Annotated in this window: 17 protein-coding genes and 3 pseudogenes; 4 read left to right on the top strand and 16 right to left on the bottom strand. The window is 63.0% G+C overall.

The annotated features are described in order from the left end of the window. Window positions 1-16: 16 nt before the first annotated feature. From J3E64_RS17760 to J3E64_RS17720, 9 genes and pseudogenes are all read right to left on the bottom strand, one after another. Window positions 17-238, bottom strand: a complete 222-nt coding sequence (locus J3E64_RS17760; RefSeq protein ID WP_253344376.1) for a DUF2274 domain-containing protein — start codon at window positions 236-238, stop codon at window positions 17-19. Next, on the bottom strand, window positions 235-1446 hold the full coding sequence (locus J3E64_RS17755; RefSeq protein WP_253344375.1) for a TrbI/VirB10 family protein: 1212 nt from the start codon (window positions 1444-1446) through the stop codon (window positions 235-237). Before J3E64_RS17755 ends, J3E64_RS17760 begins: the two co-directional genes overlap by 4 nt. Further along, the gene (gene trbG / locus J3E64_RS17750) at window positions 1443-2456 is read right to left on the bottom strand and encodes a P-type conjugative transfer protein TrbG (protein ID WP_253344374.1); all 1014 of its coding nucleotides are present in this window, start codon (window positions 2454-2456) and stop codon (window positions 1443-1445) included. Before trbG ends, J3E64_RS17755 begins: the two co-directional genes overlap by 4 nt. Then, window positions 2453-3136, bottom strand: coding sequence for a conjugal transfer protein TrbF (gene trbF, locus J3E64_RS17745; RefSeq protein WP_253344373.1), 684 nt, complete (start codon window positions 3134-3136; stop codon window positions 2453-2455). The genes trbG and trbF overlap by 4 nt, the downstream gene beginning before the upstream one ends. Next, window positions 3137-4146: pseudogene (trbL, locus tag J3E64_RS17740) on the bottom strand (P-type conjugative transfer protein TrbL). After that, the gene (gene trbK-alt / locus J3E64_RS17735) at window positions 4143-4421 is read right to left on the bottom strand and encodes a putative entry exclusion protein TrbK-alt (RefSeq protein ID WP_253344372.1); all 279 of its coding nucleotides are present in this window, start codon (window positions 4419-4421) and stop codon (window positions 4143-4145) included. The pseudogene trbL and the gene trbK-alt overlap by 4 nt, the downstream one beginning before the upstream one ends. Before the next feature lie 10 nt (window positions 4422-4431). Next, window positions 4432-5148, bottom strand: a complete 717-nt coding sequence (gene trbJ / locus J3E64_RS17730) for a P-type conjugative transfer protein TrbJ (protein ID WP_253344371.1) — start codon at window positions 5146-5148, stop codon at window positions 4432-4434. After that, window positions 5145-6605, bottom strand: a pseudogene (locus tag J3E64_RS17725) (conjugal transfer protein TrbE); the annotation flags it as partial. The gene trbJ and the pseudogene J3E64_RS17725, both read right to left, overlap by 4 nt. A 147-nt stretch (window positions 6606-6752) precedes the next feature. Then, window positions 6753-7094: pseudogene (locus J3E64_RS17720) on the bottom strand (ParB/Srx family N-terminal domain-containing protein); the annotation flags it as partial. A gap of 648 nt (window positions 7095-7742) precedes the next feature. Here J3E64_RS17720 and J3E64_RS17715 point away from each other — a divergent pair. Continuing rightward, complete coding sequence (locus tag J3E64_RS17715; RefSeq protein WP_253344370.1) at window positions 7743-8420, top strand: hypothetical protein; 678 nt, start codon at window positions 7743-7745, stop codon at window positions 8418-8420. Window positions 8421-8736: 316 nt separating this feature from the next. Here the strand turns inward: J3E64_RS17715 and J3E64_RS17710 are convergent, their stop codons facing one another. Genes J3E64_RS17710 through J3E64_RS17695 form a run of 4 tightly spaced genes read right to left on the bottom strand, consistent with a single transcriptional unit; the run spans window position 8737 to window position 13041 of the window. Then, a complete protein-coding gene (locus tag J3E64_RS17710; protein WP_253344369.1) occupies window positions 8737-9531 on the bottom strand; it encodes a TIR domain-containing protein in 795 nt (264 codons plus the stop codon). Next, window positions 9446-10036: a hypothetical protein gene (locus J3E64_RS17705; RefSeq protein ID WP_253344368.1), complete on the bottom strand. Its 591-nt coding sequence runs from the start codon at window positions 10034-10036 to the stop codon at window positions 9446-9448. The genes J3E64_RS17710 and J3E64_RS17705 overlap by 86 nt, the downstream gene beginning before the upstream one ends. A gap of 21 nt (window positions 10037-10057) precedes the next feature. Further along, a complete protein-coding gene (locus J3E64_RS17700; RefSeq protein WP_253344367.1) occupies window positions 10058-11560 on the bottom strand; it encodes a hypothetical protein in 1503 nt (500 codons plus the stop codon). Next, complete coding sequence (locus J3E64_RS17695) at window positions 11557-13041, bottom strand: toll/interleukin-1 receptor domain-containing protein (protein WP_253344366.1); 1485 nt, start codon at window positions 13039-13041, stop codon at window positions 11557-11559. Before J3E64_RS17695 ends, J3E64_RS17700 begins: the two co-directional genes overlap by 4 nt. Window positions 13042-13466: 425 nt before the next feature. Here J3E64_RS17695 and J3E64_RS17690 point away from each other — a divergent pair, with 425 nt between their 5' ends. The 3 genes from J3E64_RS17690 (at window position 13467) to J3E64_RS17680 (ending at window position 16168) form a co-directional block, all read left to right on the top strand. After that, complete coding sequence (locus J3E64_RS17690; RefSeq protein ID WP_253344365.1) at window positions 13467-15176, top strand: restriction endonuclease; 1710 nt, start codon at window positions 13467-13469, stop codon at window positions 15174-15176. A gap of 135 nt (window positions 15177-15311) precedes the next feature. Then, entirely contained in the window at window positions 15312-15539 is a 228-nt protein-coding gene (locus J3E64_RS17685; protein ID WP_253344364.1) for a DUF2188 domain-containing protein, read from the top strand. Window positions 15540-15541: 2 nt separating this feature from the next. After that, window positions 15542-16168: a hypothetical protein gene (locus J3E64_RS17680; RefSeq protein ID WP_253344363.1), complete on the top strand. Its 627-nt coding sequence runs from the start codon at window positions 15542-15544 to the stop codon at window positions 16166-16168. Between the two features lie 472 nt (window positions 16169-16640). On the opposite strand, the gene J3E64_RS17675 is transcribed toward J3E64_RS17680, so the two are convergent. The 3 genes from J3E64_RS17675 to J3E64_RS17665 all read right to left on the bottom strand — a co-directional run bounded on the left by J3E64_RS17675 (window position 16641) and on the right by J3E64_RS17665 (window position 19430). Next, window positions 16641-17285 (bottom strand): class I SAM-dependent methyltransferase, encoded by a 645-nt coding sequence (locus J3E64_RS17675; protein ID WP_253344362.1) that lies wholly within the window; start codon window positions 17283-17285, stop codon window positions 16641-16643. Between the two features lie 113 nt (window positions 17286-17398). Further along, window positions 17399-18361, bottom strand: a complete 963-nt coding sequence (locus J3E64_RS17670) for an oxidoreductase (protein ID WP_253344361.1) — start codon at window positions 18359-18361, stop codon at window positions 17399-17401. A gap of 118 nt (window positions 18362-18479) precedes the next feature. Then, window positions 18480-19430, bottom strand: coding sequence for an AraC family transcriptional regulator (locus tag J3E64_RS17665; protein WP_253344360.1), 951 nt, complete (start codon window positions 19428-19430; stop codon window positions 18480-18482). Window positions 19431-19513 lie beyond the last annotated feature (83 nt).

Here is a 19513-nt window from a genome sequence, read left to right as displayed (position 1 = left end):
GCAACTGACGGCGCGGTCAGCCCTCCTGCGCGCGGTGGCGGCGAAAACCGCGATCGGTTTCCATAAAGCGGGCGAGCATGGGCGCGACCAGCTTCTCGGGCGCTGCAGGCGAGTCGCCGGTCTCAGCCGCTAGCGCGGCGGCATAGGCGACAAGATCACGGTGAACGGCGGCAGGCAGTTCAACCGTCAGTTTGACGGGCCGGTCGTCGGTCAGGGGCCCCAATTTCAGCTTCGTCATCGTGTTCCTCCGATAGGTTCGAGCACGAGATCGCGGGTAGCAATCACGCGCAAAGGATAGCCCGGCCGGATGGTGAGGGTCGGCTGGATGTTGAGCTGGCGCTGAACGATCTGCTGGCCGGCCTGATTGATGGTGTCCTGCGTGCCGAGCCGAACTGCGCGCACGAGGTCGCTGTCATTGTCGGTGGCCAGTTCGGTCCCGACGCCAAGCAGGGTCGAGATCATCGCGGCCTTGAGCACGCCGCCCCAATGCTGGTTTACCTTGTCCTGCAAGCCGGCATAGCCGGCCGCGTCAGCACCGGGCTGGCGCTCAAGAACAATCGAGCGGCCGTCCGGCAGGATCAAGCGATCCCAAGCGAGCAGCACGCGGGTCTGCCCTGCGGTGATCTGGCTTTCATATTCGCCTATCAGCCGCGCGCCCTGCGGGATGAGCAGGATGCGGCCAGTGGGGCTGTCATAGACATTCTGCGTCACCTGGGCGGTGATCTGTCCGGGAAGGTCGGAACGGATGCCGGTGATGAGCGCGGCGGGGATGATGCTGCCGGCTTGCACGATGTTGCGTGAGGCCCGCGCGGTCAGCCGCTCGGCGCTGACGGTGCGCTGGCTAGACGCCTGCGCCATGAAGGCGCGCTTGGCGGCCTGGTCGCCTTGGGCGGCCGGGCTGGTCTGCGGCGGCGCCACCGCCTGGTCGGGCGCAGCAGCGATCTGCGGCGCGGTCGCGCCGGCCCTGGCTGCGCCGTGACCGAGGAACACCGAGCTGGTGCGCGCGGCTTCGCGCTCCTGCTGGGCGCGCTGGCGCGCCGCCTCGGCGGCCTGCGCCTGCGGATCGCGCTGTCCGTTCGCTCCAACCGCCGGCACGGGCACGTCCGTTCCGCGTTGCTGGGCCGAGACGATCGGGCCGCCGAGATCGCCGGGAAGCGGCGGGCCGAGCCGCGGCGCTTGCGTATAGTCCTTCGGCCCGGAAGTGATTGTCTCCGCCGTGTTGCGGGTCTCGGTGCTGTAGAGTTCCTTCGCCTGCTTCTCGGCTGGCGGCCGCAGCGCGTAGATCAGCGAACCGCCGATGCCGAGGCCGGCGGCGACGCCGACAACGGCCAGGGCCTTGCGCGACAAGCGCATGACGCGCGGCGGATCGCCCCGGAGCTGGAAGGCCCCAGGATCGGGATGCGGCGACGCCGCTTCAGCGGCCCGCGGTTCAATGGCATCGGTCACCGCCGGCGCTTCCGTCCGTCGGCGCGTTCGATGCGAACTTGCTGTTCGCTGTGCTTGTCGCCCAACCGCAGTTCGGCGGCGGCGAACAGCCGGTCCACCACCATGTAGCGGCCCTGGACGCGGTAGTTGACGAGTTCGGCGCCGCCGGCCGCGCCGATCACGAACAGCGGGGGCATCTCGCCCTGCGCAATCCCGACAGGAAACTCGATATAGACCTGACGGCCATCGTCGAAAGCGCGCAGCGGCTTCCACGGAGCGTTGTCGCCGTCGATGCGGTAGCGGAAATTGAGTGTGGCGACATCCACGCCGGTCGCAACCGGCGCAGCGGCGGCCGCCGCAGCGTTGCGCGCCCGGAGCGCGATCAGCGCATCGAGCGGATAGGTCCAGGAGACCGAGGCCATGTAGGTCGCCGCCGTCGCGCGCAGCTCCACGTGATAAGTGCGCCGGTCGGTGTTGATGACGAGATTCGTGGAAAGGTCCGGCCGGGTGGGCTTCACGAGGACATGCACGCGCGCCGACGGCCCGCTGCCGCTGGTCGTGTCGCCGATGATCCAGCGCACGGTGTCCCCGGCGGCGACCGGGCCTGCGCCCACGAGCTGCTCGCCCGGCTGAAGGGCGATGTCCGTCACCTGACCGGGCGCGGCATAGACCTGATAGAGCGCGCCTTCGGTCCATGGGTATTGCTGGATCGCATTGAGGAAGCCATCGCGCACGGGCTGCATCCGGGCGGCGGCATTGGCCGCACCGACCCGCTGGCGCGGATCGGCGGGCTCGGGCGGCGACGCATGTTCAGCCGGCGCCGGCTTCAACTGGCCGGGCAGCGGCAAGGGCTCGGGGATGGTCACGACCTCGACGGGCTTGGGCGCCTCAGGCGCAAGCGTTGCGGCGATCTCGGCCGGCGGATTGTCATAAGCGATGGTCGGCGGCTTGGCCGATGTGGTCGCGCAGCCGCCCAGGGCGGAAGCGGACATGAGCAGGACCGCCGAGGCGGAACGACGGAAAGGCGTCATTGCGACAGCTCCTTTGACCAGTTGAAGGCGTTGACGAAAATGCCGAGCGGGTTCTTGCGCAGGCCCTCGGGGGTGCGCGGCGGTTGCACGACGATGGTGAGAATGGCCGACCAGTGCTCGGTGGCGGCGAGACTGCCGTCCTGATAGCGGCGTTCGATCCAGGCCACGCGGAAGCTGTCGGGCGAAGCGCGGATAACGCTGGAGACCTCCACGGCGACCTGGACCTTGCCGACCTGTGTGAACGGGTCGTTGGCGCGGGCGTAGTCGTTGAGCGCGAGCGCGCCCTTGTCGGTGGTGAAGTCGTAGGCCTTGAGCCAGTTCTGGCGGACGATGACGGGATCGGCCGGGATCGAGCGGACATTTTCGATGAAGCGCGCGAGATGGAACGCGATCTGCGGATCGGTAGGCTGATAGCCGGCCTCGGCCGGCGCGACTGCCTGCGCCTCGCCCAGCCGGTCGACCTGGACCACCCAGGGGACGATATGGCCCCGTGCCGACTGCCAGATCAGGCCGCCGGTCAAGGCGAAGTTCAAGGCCGTCGCGCAGAAGAAGGCGAGCCGCCAGTTCTTCCCCTGCACGACCGGCTCGCCGATGCGGCGATCCCATTCCTGCCGGGCGGCCTGATAGGGCGTGACGGGCTCGGGAGTCTGAGCAAAGCGGATCGAAGGGCGTCGGGACATCTAGTCTTTCTCCCGGATGTCGGGACCGCCGCCGCCGCCGTGGCTGTCGCCAGCTTTGAGCGTGTGTGCGGCAAGGGTCGCGTTGTGGGTCATGGATTGGCGGCGCTTCATCGCGGCCGCCCAGGCAGGCGGCGCGGCGGGGCCGGATGCGGAGGCGCCAGCGGCCGCGGCGGTGGGTGCGGACCCGCCGCCGCGCCCGCACCGAGCTGCGGGCCGCCGGAGACGATGCCGTTGGCGATCCCGGGACCGAAGATGGCCAGGCCAAGCAGCGATAGCGCCGCAAGGGCGATGGCCATGACCTGGTTGATGTCGGGTTCGACGCCCAGACCCGCAGCGGTGAACTGGCTGAACAGCGTGGTGCCGATGCCGGTGATGACAGCGAGGACCAGCACCTTGATGCCGGTCGAGACGATATGGCCCAATACGCGCTCGGCCATGAATGCCGTGCGGTTGAAGAAGGCGAAGGGCAGCAGCACGAAGCCGGCCAATGTCACCAGCTTGAACTCGATCAGGGTGATGAAGACCTGAACGGCGATGATGAAGAAGGCCAGGACAACGATCAGCCAGGCGATCAGCAGCACGAGGATCAACGCGAGGTTGGCGAAGACGGCCCAGAGGCTGGAGAACTGGCCCGCCGCATCGAGCAGCGGCTTGGCGGCCTCTAACCCGGTCGCCGCGATGCTGCCCGGCTTCATGAACTCGGCGAGGCTGAGGCTGTCGCCGCTGGCCTTGAGACCGAGGCCGGCGAAGCTCTCGAAGACGATCGTCGCGAGGGTGTGGAAGTTGCCGATGATGAAGGCGAAGAAGCCGATATAGAGCGTTTTCTTGATGAGCCGCTGGAGCACGTCCTCGTCGGCGCCCCAGGCCCAGAACAGCCCGGCGATGGTCACGTCGATCGCGATCAGCGTCGAGGACAGGAAGCCGACTTCGCCGCCCAGCAGGCCGAACCCGCTGTCGATGTAGCTTCCAAATACGCCCAGGAATGTGTCGATGACGCCGGTGTCGTTCATCGCCCCGCGCCTTCGGGCTCGGCCTGGTGGAAGAAGCGGCGGCGGTTCTCCGCCCAGGCCGCCTCGCAGCCGCTGTCCGGCATGGTGAGCGTGGCGCAGCGGTCAAGCTCGCGGGCGAGCCGGCTGCGCCCTTCGGTGTCGCGCACGATCGCAGGCATGGGCGGAGGAGTGGGCGCGCGATCCCTGCTGACGGCGAGGATCGCCACCGCCATCATCAGACCGACCAATGCCGCTACGCCTGCGATTTTTGCCGTGCGCGAGGTTCCATACAGCATGGGGAGCGCCTCAGTTGCCCATGAAGCGGCGGAAGCGTTCGCGCCCTTCGGCCTCTTCCGCGGCCTGGCGCGCGGATTCGAGCGCCTGCGCCCGGCCCTGCGCGGCGACGGTCGCGGTCAGGTCCGCGATCTGCTGCGATTGCAGCGCGAGAAGCTGGTTTCCGGCCTGCGCCGCTTGCAGGGCGCCGGTCGCCGACTGGCTGGCCGTGACCAGGCTGTCCATCAAGGTGCGCGCACCCTCGATATTGCCGACGGCGCCGGCCTGGACCTTCAGCGCGTCCTCGAAGGCGCCGACGCTATCCTCCCAGCGGGCGTTGGCGTTGGCGACCATCTGGGCGTGATCGCCGGTCAGCGCCGTGCCGGTGTAGCGGCTGTTGAACGCCTGCTGGATGTTCTGGACATCATAGGCGATGCGCTGCGCCTGGCCGAGGAGCTGCTGGGTGCGCTGCACCTGTTGCTGCAATGTCGCAAGCGAGCTGAACGGCAGCGAGGCCAGATTGCGGGCCTCGTTGAGGAGCGAGGTCGTCTGGTTTTGGATTTGCTGGATCTGGTTGTTGATCTGCTGGAGCGACCGGGCGGCCGTCAGCACGTTCTGAGCATAGTTGCTGGGATCATAGACGATCCCGCCGAACTGCGCGTGGGCCGGCGCGGCGATGAACATCGGCGTGACGGCCGAGACGGCGAGGACGCCCGTCATCAGGGCGCGGCGGAACGGAAGCAATTTCACGGGATGATCTCCATGTCTGGCGTGAGGGGGAGTTCGGGCTGGAGGCCGGACGCGGGGTCGGGCAGCAGCTCGGCGGCCCAGGCGCAGCCGCGATACCGCAGCCATTCGGCGGCGAAGGCGGCGGCGCCGTGGGTTTCGATGATTTCGGCGATGGCGAGCTGATCGGACTTCGACGATGCGGCGGCGAAGGCCAGCGCCACCTCGCCCAGGCCCAGCTCGAACAGGCGGTTGCCGCGCCGCGACTGGCAGTAATAGTCGCGCTTGGGCGTCGCCCGGCTCAATATCTCGATCTGCCGCGCGTTGAGCCCGAAGCGTTCGTAGATCGCCGCGATCTGCGGCTCGGCCGCCCGCTCGTTGGGCAGAAAGATGCGCGTCGGGCAGCTTTCGATGATCGCCGGCGCGATGCTGGATGTTTCGATGTCGGCGAGGCTCTGCGTGGCGAAGACGACGCTGGCGTTCTTCTTGCGCAGCGTCTTCAGCCATTCGCGGAGCTGCGCCGCGAAGGCCGGGCTGTCCAAGACCAGCCAGCCCTCGTCGATGATGATGAGCGTGGGTGAGCCGTCGAGCCGATCGCCGATGCGGTGGAACAGATAGGAGAGCACGGCCGCCGCCGCGCCGGCGCCGACCAGACCCTCGGTCTCGAACGCCTGGCAACGCGCCTCGCCGATCCGCTCGGCCTCGGCGTCGAGCAGCCGGCCCCAGGGACCGCCGACGCAATAAGTGCCAAGCGCCTGCTTGAGCGGCTGGCTCTGCAACAGCACGGCGAGACCCGTCAGGGTGCGTTCGGACACCGGCGCGCTGGCGAGCGAGCCCAGCGCCGACCAGATATGCTCCTTGGCCTGGGGATCGACCGCGACGCCTTCGGAGGCGAAGATCGCGGCCAGCCATTCGGCCGCCCAGGCGCGCTCCGCGGGATCGTCGATATGCGCGAGCGGCTGGAGCTGCACGCCTTCGCCGGCTTCGTCCGCCAGCATTCCGCCGAGATCCTGCCAGTCGCCGCCCATGCCGAGGGCGGCGGCGCGGATCGAACCGCCGAAGTCGAAGGCGAAGACCTGGGCGTTCGCGTAACGGCAGAACTGCATCGCCATCAGCGCGAGCAGCACCGATTTGCCCGCACCGGTCGGGCCGACGATCAGCGCATGACCGACGTCGCCGACATGGAGGGAAAACCGGAACGGGGTCGAGCCTTCGGTCTTGCCGAACAGCAAGGGGGGCGCTTGCAGGTGCTCGTCCCGTTCCGGCCCCGCCCACACCGCTGACAGGGGGATCAGGTGGGCGAGATTGAGGGTGGAGATCGGTGGCTGTCGGACGTTGGCGTAGGCGTGGCCCGGAAGACTCCCCAGCCATGCCTCGATCGCGTTCATACCCTCGGGAATGACGGTGAAGTCGCGGCCCTGGATGACCTTCTCGGCGAGCCGCAGCTTCTCGGCTGCGACCGCCGGATCGCGGTCCCACAAGCGAAGCCGCTGCTTCACCACGCCCGCCGACACGCCGAACCGCGCGCCGATCTCTTCCGCGCCCCAGCCCTTTCCGTCCGCAAGCTCGCGGAACCGTTCGAACTGGTCGGCGGGGTGCATCGGGGTCCGGGTCACGTTCTCGTCCAGACTGATCTCGGCGGGGTCGTTCGCCGTATCCAGCCAGCAGCGCACAGCTTCCGACTTCTTGATCTGCTTGCGCTTGGCGCGCAGCAGCATCGCCAGCCTGCGGCCCTCGCCAGCGGTGACGAGGTAATTGCCGGTCGGCGTCCCGTCCTCCTTGACCTCGGGCTCAACGACAAGGTTCTGGATCAACCCCTTATGCTGGATCGAAGCGGCCAGCGCCTCGATGGCGGCTTCGCCGTGTGGCACTTTGCGGGCATTGCGCGGGGACTTCTTCAACTTGTTCAGCGGTACATGGATTTCGCCGCTGGCAAGCCCGGTCGATCGGGTTTGAACGCTGTCGGTCATCTTCCTTACTCCTTGGGTTTCCGCGCAGCGGGAAGCGCCGCGCTGAAACCCTGCCCGTCGGCGAGACCGGGGGTGCAAACGGAGGGACGGCTTCGCGGGGAACCGGCTGCACGGAGCCCCCGGACCTGATCCGGGGGTGGAGGAAGCTGGGCGGAAGACGTTCCGAAGTGCGCCGGGGGCGGAGCCCCAAGAACCGCGCCGCTTGCGGCGCCACAAACGACGCACCCTTGCGGCGGACGGCCGGCGCGGCGGCGTGCGCGCGGGCCTGGGGGCCAGCCGTCGCCGTGCCCTCCGGCCAGAGCGAGAGTGCTGCGCTGGGGAAAATGACTCGCGCCCCCTGCGCGGCGCCAGCCGCCAGAGTGCGCTCCCTGGATCCCCGCGCTCACTATCGGGGCGTTGCGGGGTGTCCCCGCTCAAAGGGGTCTGACGAGACCCGCCTGGGGCTCGACAGCAGGGGAAGGCTTTCCCCCTCAAACTGTATAGGATGAGGACAACAACAGCATAATCCGCACGCTGGAAGCGCGTTGCGAAGACTATCGGCTGTGGCTAGAAATAAAGTGCCCCGGCGGTATGCGAAGCAGGGACCACCGGGGGATACGGGCTCCATGTAGTCGATCGGGGCGGAAAAATCAAGGAATAACCCGCCGCGTGCCTACGATCATCGCCGCCCTCTCCGCCGAACGATTCGACACCTACCTCAACTGGACAGGCGGAAACCAGGCGCTCGCCGAACGGCTCTACACCTACAATGTCCAGCTCTCGGCTGCGCTTTATGGGCCGCTGCACATGCAGGAAATCGCCCTGCGGAACATGGCCGATGCCGCGCTGATCCAGCGTTACGGCCAGAGCTGGTTCGACAATCCCGCCGTGCTGACCACGGCCTATCAGACCGGGTGCATCGCCAAGGCGCGGCAGACGCTCCAGCAGGCCAACAAGCCGGCCGTGCGCTCGCAGATCATCGCCGAACTCAATTTCGGATTCTGGTCGTCATTGTTCGGCCGCCAAGCGCACCATCTCTGGCAGACACTGCGGCCGATCTTCCAGGCCAAGGGCGTGCAGCGCGGCATGATCGCGCAGGAGCTGCGCGAGCTGCGGCTGCTGCGCAACCGGATTGCCCATTACGAGCCGATCGTCGCGCAACCGCTGGCCCAGCGCTATGCGAGCATTACCACCCTGACCGGCTGGCTGTCGCCGAGCGCGGCCGCGTGGATCGCCAACTATTCGACCTGGCCCGCGCTCTATCCGGCGGTGCCGATCCTCGTGCCCGATCCGGCGAGCGGCGCGCTGACAGTCGCGCCAGCGGTAATTCCGTTTCTGCCAAACTAAATCTCATCCTTCCATGATCAGTGCGGCCATTGGGACCGCAAAGACACATCCATCCGGAAAGTTGGACAGTCCGGAACGTCTACTTTCAGGAGCGCGGATTGGGATAGCGGACATTCCATGCGGCGAGCCCGCGTGTGAGTTTGGCGCCCCGTGTCAGTCGTTCCGGCCGTGATTAGGCGGTGCCCGAAAGCCATCATTCGATCGTCACGGATAGCGCCAGATCCGAACCTTTTGTCAGATATTCGCACGGCGGCGGATGTGACGAGCGACAAAGCCGAGGATTCTAAGCCTGCTGATGCGGAGCCGGGGGAGCGAATTAGTGACCTGCGGATTTAGCCGCAGCGTCCGTCCAGTGGATCAGGTTCCGATATCCGTCATCGAGCTTCCAGTCATAGCTGGCGGTACCGGTATCGAGCGGCATGACGCAGCCTGGAGAAGGCCTTCGCAACCACTGCGGCCAGCGCGTCAGCGACTGGGCAATTTTTGAATAGGGATGCCAGCCGCCGTTGACAAACTCATAGATTCTAAAGTCCCAGCCGAGCGCCATCTGCGCCAGCGGGTTGAGCCCAGCCGGCGAAAACCCCGTGCGTGGGCATTCACATTTGTCGATATGAACCGCAACGAGGCCATTCCCCCGTGCGAGACTGCGCGCGATCTCGTAGCGAACCCATTCGCGGGACCAGGTCTCAGTGCCGACGAGGACGCAGGTGACAGACGTCCCGAGCAGTCCTCTGTCGATCAGGCGCCTGAGATTGGCCGGGTTCGTACGCTTTACCCGCTCCCAGAGACTGCGATCATTCGGAGTGAGAAGGCGACCTTTGTCGGCCGGTCTGATCTTGCCCGAGTTGCGGACGTGATTGACACGAAACACATCGCCGAAATGAAACGAATAAAACACGTTCCGGATCTTAATGGCTGCGCGCGCTGGCTGCTGCAGCGGTGGTAGCTCAAGACCCTTGAGGATATCTCCGAGGAAATTCTGGTGCGCCGCCTTGGCCGATTGGCCGCTGCTGCCGAAAAGACCGTTAGTTCGCGGGGGTACGCCCACCTGTTGAAACGGGTTTGGGGCCGGCTTCGGTGTGCCCAGCAGCGCCGCGAGTGGGGACGCCAAATGGTTCGCCCGAGGTGGCGGGTTCGCCAGCGCTCGGGCGATGATTTCCAGCAGGTCTGTGTTCGGCTGGTCCATGACTTGCTATGTAGAGGAGAATGGACATGCCAACCAGTAGGGCTGCGTAAACTCCCGCAACCGACCAGCTGAAAAAAGCTGCGCCAATCCTCCTTGCATTGAGGGACCTAGGCTTGAGGCTGATATCGTCGGCGCTGCTCAGGGGCGCCGAGCAGGTCAACTCATAAAGATCCCGAAATCGCTTCTCCTGCGCCAGATAATAGGCATCGAGCAGCGCAAACAGCAAAGGAACCGCCACGCCGGCCCAGACCAGCTCCGGCACAGGTTTCTGAAACGCCACGGCGACCAATGCGGCGAGCACCGTTATGCAAAAATTCTTCGCATTGGCGCTGAAACCCGACAGGCGCGCAATGATGTCCTGAATCATCTCCAGATGCGTGAGGCGCATCTGGACGAGCGATTCCTCGGACAGCGAGGGCGGTGAATTCATCCGGCTGCTCCCTTGCTATGATTAGATATAATGCCGGAACGGCAACGGCGGCGGGTCGAGCTCCGGCGGAATCGCCGTCAATACGCGCCCGACGCGATCGGCGAACCGGAGCGTGACGGGCATGCCGTCGGCGTAGAGACACGCATTAAAATTGACCTTCGTCAGCGCGAGGACGTCCGCCATCACGGTCCGCAGATCGGCTTCGCCTCGGCAGATGTCGATCAGAAGCGGGTTCGGAACCTCGCGCCCCTGATAGGTCTGTAGCCGGGGGACGAAGCCCAAGGTCCACAACAGCCCCGATTTCGCGTTGAACGGGCGGGCCAACCCGCGAAGCGATGTGAATTTGTCGTCCCGGTAGAGCTTGCGCATACTGTTGCGTTTGATGCGCACACCCACGAGCTTTGTCGTTGTCGGCACAGCCGTCTCGAAGCCCGCCCATTCGACATCATTGAAACGCGCTCGCCCGTGGATAAAGACCTCGCGTGGATCCTCGCCATGCTGCTTGCGATAGGCGCCAATCGCCTTGCGCATCAGCGCCTCAGCATGCGCGCGATCAAGATGGAATTCATGCGTCTCGTCGGAATACCAATCGCCGATGGCCCCCTTGAACACGAGCCCGTCGCTGTCGGAAAGAAACATCTGCGCGCCGCAGCAGGCCTGGCTTCCCGAATGTTCGTCGAGGCGCTTGTAAACCATCCCGAGATAGCAAACGCCGGGCCGGATTCCGTCGAGGCGCCAAGGCTGACCCCCGCCCTTGTAGAAGGCGCCCGTCGCGAGGTTCCACGCGACATCGACTGGATCCTGCAATCTTCGCTGCGGAAATACATGGGGTGCGAGCGTCGTCTCGCGGATCACCTGGATCACCGCGCGCGAACCGAGCAGCCTGCCCTTGAGCTGGTCGCGGAAGTCGCGCGCATAGCGGTGCATTTCGGCACCCTTGTTGATTGCGTCAAGAAAGGGAAGGAGAGGCTCTGATTTCAAAGACCGGGCCTGCTTTCGCGACAGGACCTGATCCTTGTGCGTCCGTTCGGCGACGGGAACCTGCGATTTGGGTCGTCCGCGTTCATAGATCGTCTCGGGAATGACGACACACCAAAGCGAAACCGGAAACTCCTCCTCGTCGATATATTGGGCGATCCTGCTCTCGTAGAGGCTGACTGTATTGTAGATGCGCTGGTGCCCGTCTGCATGGCGCAGCGCCTCGTCGATGTCCTTGGGATCGATTTCGATGCTCGCGATAGGCGTTTCCGACCAAGTACAGCGAAAAGTTGCCGCGAAGCCGGGGAACAGGGACTGTTTAGGATCGTCCGCCTTGCTGACCGCGATAGGCCCCTGAATCGATGCCACCCATTGCCGCAAATAGCGAAGCCCATCGGGTGTTCCGATGGCGCCGACGCGCAACTCCTTGGGTTGGCGCCGATCATGCACCGGTCCAAAAGCGGTCAGCCCGTCCTTGGGATGCTCCATTGACTGATCGTAGCCGAAAACGCAGCGCGGCTCGGGGATATACCAGATTTCGCTCATTCGTCGCCTTCCGCGTCCAGACCATCCCAAGGATCGAAGCTGTCATCTTCATCCGCGTCGATGTCGTCCTCGGGAACTTCGTCGTCTCCAGAAGGAGGGCTCGCCTCCGCTTCGACCACCTTCTTTCTCGATTTTGGCGGCGGAGCGTCGAACGAAACTGGGCATGTCCATCGCTCGGGCCGGCAATCAATCACGCAGCTTTGATCGCGCGATACTGCCAGCTCTATCTGTTCAGTGCCATCGGACAGAAAGGAGAAATAGGCGAGATACAAAGTGCGCCATTGCTCGTTGAACCATTGCTTGCAGAAGCTGCGGCGAATCTTGTGCGCCTTGTCGGGATCGCCCAGCAGCTCACGGCCGTTGATTGTGAAAGCGACATGCGCCTCAACATGCGCTTCATCTGCGTCTCCGAATGCGAACTGGAGGCGCGGCGCATAGTGCCAGTGCATTCCGATCACCCGTTCGTCGCCAACCTTCTTTGTCTTCACGCCATAGAGATAACGCTTCCGCTTGCGGCCGTCGAAGTCGGTAAACCGGACGTACTGGCCATCGACCATTCCCAGCGGAAGGAACCATCCGACCCGATTAGATGCGAGCTCAAGCGGCTGCAGACCGCGCGCTTCGCAAAATCGGTCCCAGGCTTGCCGAAGCATGTTCACGATATGATTGGACGCGTCGCGCCGCGATACAATGGGTGTGCCTCTCTCGGCGCTGGCGTCGAGAAAATCCTCGATGCTCACATCCGCGCGCAAGCTGAGCGCTGTTTCCGGTCCGAGCATTTCCCGGATCTCGTCTTCGGCGGCGAAGGTGATTAGCAACGCGCCATTGATCACGCTGGGGACCGTAAGGCGGCTTGGCAAATGTTTCAGGCCGTCCGCCGAAACGCCGACATTGTAAAAGCGCACGCGTGGAGGAAGTTCGGATATTCCCAAGGAATTGGTCATGAGTTCGCTGTCGCGCTCGATGACGCGATGGCTGCCTTCAAACCAGTTCGCTACCCATTGCCCGACCGCGCTCGGCGTAGCCGACTTGGGAAACCCTTCCTTGTCCAGTAACTTCAACAAACGAGCGAGGCCATCCGCCCACGAAGGATCGAACGGAATTGCATTCTGCCTGCCGAGCTGAATCGGCATATTGCTGCGCTTCAGCCGGCCAAGTGTCACCGGGACAATGAAGTCGGTATGCTGGACGCCAATGTTTTCCGCCGTTGCGACCGCCCGCTCTATTTCATCGAGGACGCCGTTTTTGTCACGCGTAACGCTCGATATGGCGACGACGGTCTTGCCGATTACGGTATCGAAGGCCTCTTCAATATCGACCCAGAAGCGCTCACCACCAATCAGCTGCGTCGCCTCGGACCAGACGCTATAGCCGGCATTCGCAAGCTGCATCCCGAGCCACGCCGCAAACTCTGTATCTTCTGGCATCGCGTGACTTAGGAAGATCACGTCTCTCGACGGCGCCGTGGCCTCGCTGCTCAAAATCGCACCCCCTCAGCTTAGTACAGGCGGCGCTTATACTCGATTGCAATTAAGCCGCTTTCATCAGGATAGCGGTGTGCCCGAAGGTTAGGTAGAATATTCTTGTCCAATTCAAACACCCTCATCGCTGCAATAACCAGCCCGCTCCTTTACGACGAGAGGGCCGGATATGCCGATGCCGAACTGGCGAGTATGGAGCGACGGCAGCCTTAGGATCAGCAAGCCCGGCATGGCGGCACTCGACCAGGTCAGGTCATTCAGTGACCGGTCTAAGAACGACCGCTCGTGCCGGAACCGGCCATTTGCCTACCGCGAAGCAGGCGGGCATGTGTTGAGCTAACCAACTAGGATCATCGCACTTGATCTGAACGCGACATCCGGCTTTTTGTAGAAGTCTGTCTATTCAGGCATAGAAGGGGGCGGCTGTGGCACACGTCACGATCCATTCGACCAATCTCGAAAACATCGCGGTGGGATCACTGCAAACGAAATGGAATGCGCGCGGAGACCGGATCCTGCGGTACTACATCGACGTGCGGCACAAGAAGCTCAACCTTCACAAGGAGGTCAGCGCGCCTGAAATCTTCATTCTGCAGAGCAAGCTCGACGCGTTGATCGCTAGCTGGGATGAAAAATATACAGGCTACCTTAAGCGCCAGTCCTTGCTCTCCGGCCAAGCTGCTGCCGACGAGATGACAACAGAGGCGGCGCTCAGACTGGAATCGCTGACCCGCATCCTCACGCATACGACGCTCGTCGATGACAGAATCGACTGGGAAACCCTCAAGGATCGGTCTGCATACCAATATCCCAAGGACTTCCCGGAGCCCAAGCCGGCGAGCAGTCCGGCACCTCAGCCGAAATATGTCGAACCGAAGGTCGGTTTCTTTCAGGTTATCCTCGGCAAGAAAGCGGGCATTCTTGCTGAAGCCGAGGCGATTCACGCGGCGGCAATACAGCAATGGAAGGAGGTAGAAGACCGGCGAAAAGTTGCTCTGGCTCACGCGGTTGCCCAATGGGAGGAGCGTCGCAAGGCTTTCTGGGATGAACACAAAGCCAAGGAAGATGCCTTCAAGGCAGAGCAGGCAGCGTCGCATGCCCTCGTCGATCAGCTCGCGGCCGAGGTTGCGAGCGGAGAAGAGGAAGCCGTCATCGAGCATACCTCGCTTGTGCTGGAGCGATCGGACTATGATGGCCTCTTCGAGAAGTCCTACCTCTTGCAGTATGATCGTGTCCGCAAGCTCATGAAGCTCGCCTATGATCTGCCATCAATCGATGTCCTGCCATCGACGAAGGCGGTGAAATTCGCGAAGGCGACGGGAGAGCTGAAGGAGAACTTCATCTCCGATCGCGACAGGAAGGCCAACTTCGAATCTGTCGCCTATCAGGTCTGCCTGCGCACGATCCATGAGCTGTTCGAGGCTGATGAGGCCGGGAACATCGATGCAATCCTTTTCAACGGCTTCGTCGAATTCGTCGACCCGGCGAGCGGTCAGCAGAAGCGTAGCTGCCTAATGTCGCTGCTTGTCGATCGGGAATCCTTCTGCGCCATCGATCTTACGCGCGTCGATCCCAAGGCATGCTTCAAATCGCTGAAGGGCGTCTCGGCAGCATCACTGGCTTCCCTCGCGCCCATCGCCCCGGTCATGGAACTCGACACAGAGGACCGCCGGTTCATCGAGGCGCGGGAAGTCGGCGCTGCACTCGATCAGGGCACTAACCTGGCAGCGATCTCGTGGGAAGACTTCGAGCACCTCGTCCGCGAGGTTTTCGAAAAGGAGTTCGCCTCGCGCGGCGGCGAGGTGAAGGTCACACAATCGAGCAGCGACGGAGGGGTCGATGCCATCGCGTTCGACCCCGATCCGATCACCGGCGGCAAGATCGTCATCCAGGCCAAGCGCTACACCAGAACCGTTGGCGTGTCGGCGGTGCGGGATCTGTACGGCACTATCATGAATGAGGGCGCATCGCGCGGCATTCTTGTGTCCACGGCGGACTACGGCCCTGACGCCTACAAGTTTGCCACCGGCAAGCCGATCACCCTGATGAACGGCGCTAACCTCCTCCACATGCTTGAGCGCCACGGATTTCAAGCCAGCATCGATCTTGCAGCAGCGAGGTTAGCGGCACCCTGACCTTTCGGCGATGCGCAAGCTACCATCACGCTGGCGGGTTCATTCGGACGAAACGAAATTTGGGAGCACTGGTTTTCTCCCGGACCTAGCAACCGTTCTATCGTGCTGCTATTTAAGCGTTGGAGGTCAGATACGATGGCAAAGCAGGGTCAGCATGTGGTTCGGAACTCTTCGGGCGGATGGGCCGTGAAGAAGGCAGGCGCTTCGAGAGCGACTAGCGTTCACGCCACGCAGGCAGACGCTATCGCAGCCGCCACCAAGATCGCGCAGAACCAGAAAACCGAGCTCTACATCCACGGTCGTGATGGTCGGATCAGAGAGCGAAACTCCTACGGAAACGACCCGCATCCGCCGAGGGGCTGATCTTGCCGCCACCCTTCGACCGCTCGGTTTTCGTCAACTGCCCCTTCGATGAAGATTTCGCACCGATCCTGCAGGCGGTAGCGTTCTGTATCGTCTATATGGAGTTTTTCCCGAGGCTGGCGCCAGAGAACGCCGACAACGGCGAGGCGCGGCTCGATCGCATTGTCGACCTCGTCCGGGGATCAAAGTACGGCATCCACGACCTTAGCCGATGCAAGTCTGTGGCACAGGATGAGTACGCGCGCATGAACATGCCTTTCGAACTTGGCCTTGACCATGCGTGTCGCAGGTTTGGACCGCCCCCGTTGTCGGACAAGCGGATCCTCATCCTTGAACACACCCGCTATGATTACCAGCGGGCGCTTTCCGACATCGCAGGCTGGGACATCCATGCTCACAGCGGCGATCACGAAAAGGCGGTCCGCCACGTTCGCACCTGGCTAATCGCGCAGGCTGGTGCGCAGCCTGTAGGATCGGCGCTAATCCAGGGGAAATATCTGGCCTTCCAGGAGTGGTACTGGGAGCGCGAGATCGCTGCCGGATCATCCGAGGAGGACATCCGCGAGTACCCCACTGTCGAGCTCATCCGGGCGATGCATGAATGGAAGGATGCCGGAGAACCAGTCTGATATCTTATCTGCTCTCTTGCCCAATGACGGCTTCGAAACGTCGAGTTTCTTGTAAGCAGCGGTTCCGTTTGTCACTGAACGGTGGCCGCTGGCGACCAGCTCAAGACATTCAGCGTCGTTGACGTGAGCGGCGGCTCTTGCTGAAACCCGCCATTCGTGTCCCGCAAACCAGCCGGTTGGCTTTGCGCCCCAATCGCGGACATTGGGCGCGTGTCTAGCAGGACCGAAAAGCAGACGTTGGGATCAAATGCATTCGGTCTCTCATTGCGGGCGCGCGCTTCCGAAGCCGGTCCTACTTTTCGATGCGTGCTCGAAAGCCGTGACTTCTTGACTGACCGCAGGCGAGAAAAATGCACAACAGTCCCACCCCTTGCTCCGATCAGCGCAGCCTCCGAATACCAGCAGATAGGGGGATCCCGTCATCGTCCTTGAGACGTATAAGTTTCGGCGATTCTCCCGCAGCTCCTATGATTCACGCTAGACCCGAACACGTCGTCAACCGATAAACGGAAGCGGGAGGCATGTTCCGAAGCGTCGTCCCAATGCGTTCCGAAGCCAGGTTCAACTTCTCAAGTACCGAGAGAGGTACAGAACAGCGGAAGCCATAGGTGAAGAGGTAGAGAGCGGAACCCGGCTGCAACAGCGAGAATGCAGACCTTACGATCGCCTCAACCTGCACCTGCCCCATGCTTCTCAGGCCAAGGCCGCAGATCGCGGCACCGAAGGAATGGGTGCCATTGTCCTCACCATCGGCGAGCGAGCCCGCGTCGACGCATCTGAGTTCTGCCTTGGGAAAACGCCTTCGAAGCAGATCACAGAATGACGGGTTCAGCTCGATGAGTGTCAGGTCCTCTTCCTTAACTCCGCGAGCGAGCAATCTCTTGGTGAAAGACCCCGTTCCGGGCCCCAGTTCAAGTACCTTGCCTGTGCTACCGTCAAGTTCGCTCGTGATGAGATCGGCAAGCGCCTTGCTCGACGGAGCGAGTGCAGCGGTACTTGTGGGATTGCGAAGCCATTCGCGCAAGAAATGGACGCTATCGCTGGTTGCCGAAGTGGGCCAAACACCGCCAGCGCTTACTTGGTAGCGGCTGTCTGCGCCGGCGCAGGTTGAGAACATGATTTCGCTCCGATTTATTGCGACCGATTATATGGCTCGCCTCCGCTCTACCCATGCCTGAAGCACCAACAGAGTTGCCTAATGCTCCAGAAACTCGGTGCTGGAAGTTTGGCCTAGCCCGCGATCCGGCGCGGCTTGCTACATGCCTGCAGGGGCAAAGGTTGCGCTCGGAACTGCACGCCGGCAAGCTGTTCGGATACCTCCCAGAGACGCGCTGCCACTTCCTCGTCGAGTGCTTGCGGTGGGATCCTGGCTGCGACGGGATAGCCTCGCGTTTCTCCCAGACGATTGGGGCCGTAATATCCTGCGGGCTCAGCCTCGCTCGCGGTCGCTGCGAAAAGGGTCGGGAGCGCGCCCTGCGCGACAGGTTGAAACAGGAATGGCAGCAGATCCCGCACCATGCGATGAATGCTGAACCGGCCCGGGCCGTTATGCAGCAGTTCGGTCCGTGCAACGCCGGGATGCGCTGCGATGCTGGCGAGATTCCACCCGTGTGCATCGCTCCGTCGCTGCAGTTCGAATGCGAACATCAGGCACGCCAGCTTCGATTGGCTATAGGCCGTCATTGCGTGGTAGGATTGCTCGGCGTTCAGATTGTCAAAGTCGATTTCACCTTGCGGGGCGGCAATACTGGAAACCGTCACGACCCTTGCCCTCTCGCTCTGGCGAAGCAAAGGAAGCAACAAACCTGTCAGGGCGAAATGGCCCAGATAGTTCGTGCCGAACTGCAGTTCGAACCCGTCCGCCGTTTCGGTCAGCGTGGGCGGAACCATGACACCTGCATTGTTGATGAGAAGGTGCAGCTGGCCCATTTCGGTCATCCGGTCGGCAAAGGCCCGTATCGACGAAATGCGAGCCAGGTCGAGGAGCTCGAACCGGATATCGGCTTGGGAAAACTCAGCCCGAATTCGGGCGACAGCCTGAAGGCCTTTTTCTGGATTGCGCCCGGCGACGACGACCCGACAGCCCGCGCGGGCCAGAGCGAGGGCGTCTTCATAGCCCAATCCTCCGGTGCCCGTGACGACCGCGGTGCGGCCGACCTGGGAGGGGATGTCTGCTGCGGTCCAATGCGACATTGCTGTATCCTTTCGAAAACCATCATCTGGTGTGTTCGAAAGATACGGGGGTGCCGCCGCTTCTCCATGGCGCGGAATGCGAAAGACTTGCCCGATCCTGCGCCCGGTCGATGCAGTACTACCGGGTTCCCGCTTCGACGAGCGCCCTGAAGTTCATCGCATCGCGCTTTGGCGCGGTGCCGAACGCGCGTGTGTATTCTCGGCTGAACTGCGATGGGCTTTCGTATCCCACCTCGTACGCGGCTTCGGATACGCTGGCCCCGTTCGACACCATCAACCTGCGTGCCTCAAGCAGACGTAACTGCTTCTGATACTGAACCGGGGTCATGTCGGTCATTCTGCGAAAATGCTGATGGAACGAGGACAGGCTCATCCCGGCGATATCGGCCAAGCCGGACATCCGCACCGTCTGCGCAAAGTGATCCCGCAGGTAATAGATCGCGTTCGCCACCCTAACGGTCTGCGTATCCGGGAGCGCGAGTTTCGCCACCTCGCCGCCGTGCGAGCCGGTCAGTAGCCAATAGCAGATTTCGCGCATCACTGCGGGGAACAGGATCTGGGCCGCCTCGGGGGTCTGAGCCAGGTTGGCAAGGCGAAGCACGCAATCGGCGAGCGGACCGTCCACCTGACCGACAAATACGCACGCATCCGATGCGCCGTCCCGTTGCGGCTGTGAGGACAGCTGCTGCATGACTTCGCGCAACAAGGAGACGTCGAGCTCGACCGTGATGCCGAGGAACGGTGTTTCTGGCGTGGCGCCGATCATTCGCCCGCTCGCGGGCATTTCGATGCTGACGACCAGGCATTCCATCTCGGCATAGTGAAGCGTGGTCTCGCCGAACACTATCTCTTTCGCCCCCTTCAGCACGATGCACAGCGACGGACTGTAGATGCGCCGGATAGGTGGAATTTCCTGAAACGCCCGCATGACGTGTACACCGCTCATGGCAGTCTCGAAGTGCCCCTGACCGCCGCCGCGCATGTCTAGAAAGGTTTCGATGGCATCGACGAGCGCTGCCTGCATCTTGGGACCACGTTCCGTGGTCGCGGGTGAAGAGGTGCCGTGCATGCTGGCAAATTAGCCTACGCACATGGAGAGGCAAGGTCTCGGCCCCGTTGCGGCGCCAAGATGCATTGTTCAGAAGGCCGCCA

It is taken from the genome of Sphingobium sp. OAS761 (assembly GCF_024168485.1).
In the GTDB taxonomy this organism is placed as follows: Bacteria; Pseudomonadota; Alphaproteobacteria; order Sphingomonadales; family Sphingomonadaceae; genus Sphingobium.
This window is presented reverse-complemented; position numbering and strand designations above follow the sequence as displayed.

Coding starts and splice junctions, on each gene's coding strand:
- J3E64_RS17760 (WP_253344376.1), bottom strand. CDS start 238: ATGACGAAGCTGAAATTGGGGCCCCTGACCGACGACCGGCCCGTCAAA.
- trbG (WP_253344374.1), bottom strand. CDS start 2,456: ATGACGCCTTTCCGTCGTTCCGCCTCGGCGGTCCTGCTCATGTCCGCT.
- trbF (WP_253344373.1), bottom strand. CDS start 3,136: ATGTCCCGACGCCCTTCGATCCGCTTTGCTCAGACTCCCGAGCCCGTC.
- trbK-alt (WP_253344372.1), bottom strand. CDS start 4,421: ATGCTGTATGGAACCTCGCGCACGGCAAAAATCGCAGGCGTAGCGGCA.
- J3E64_RS17705 (WP_253344368.1), bottom strand. CDS start 10,036: ATGAATTCACCGCCCTCGCTGTCCGAGGAATCGCTCGTCCAGATGCGC.
- J3E64_RS17700 (WP_253344367.1), bottom strand. CDS start 11,560: ATGAGCGAAATCTGGTATATCCCCGAGCCGCGCTGCGTTTTCGGCTAC.
- J3E64_RS17685 (WP_253344364.1), top strand. CDS start 15,312: ATGGCAAAGCAGGGTCAGCATGTGGTTCGGAACTCTTCGGGCGGATGG.
- J3E64_RS17675 (WP_253344362.1), bottom strand. CDS start 17,285: ATGTTCTCAACCTGCGCCGGCGCAGACAGCCGCTACCAAGTAAGCGCT.
- J3E64_RS17670 (WP_253344361.1), bottom strand. CDS start 18,361: ATGTCGCATTGGACCGCAGCAGACATCCCCTCCCAGGTCGGCCGCACC.
- J3E64_RS17665 (WP_253344360.1), bottom strand. CDS start 19,430: ATGCACGGCACCTCTTCACCCGCGACCACGGAACGTGGTCCCAAGATG.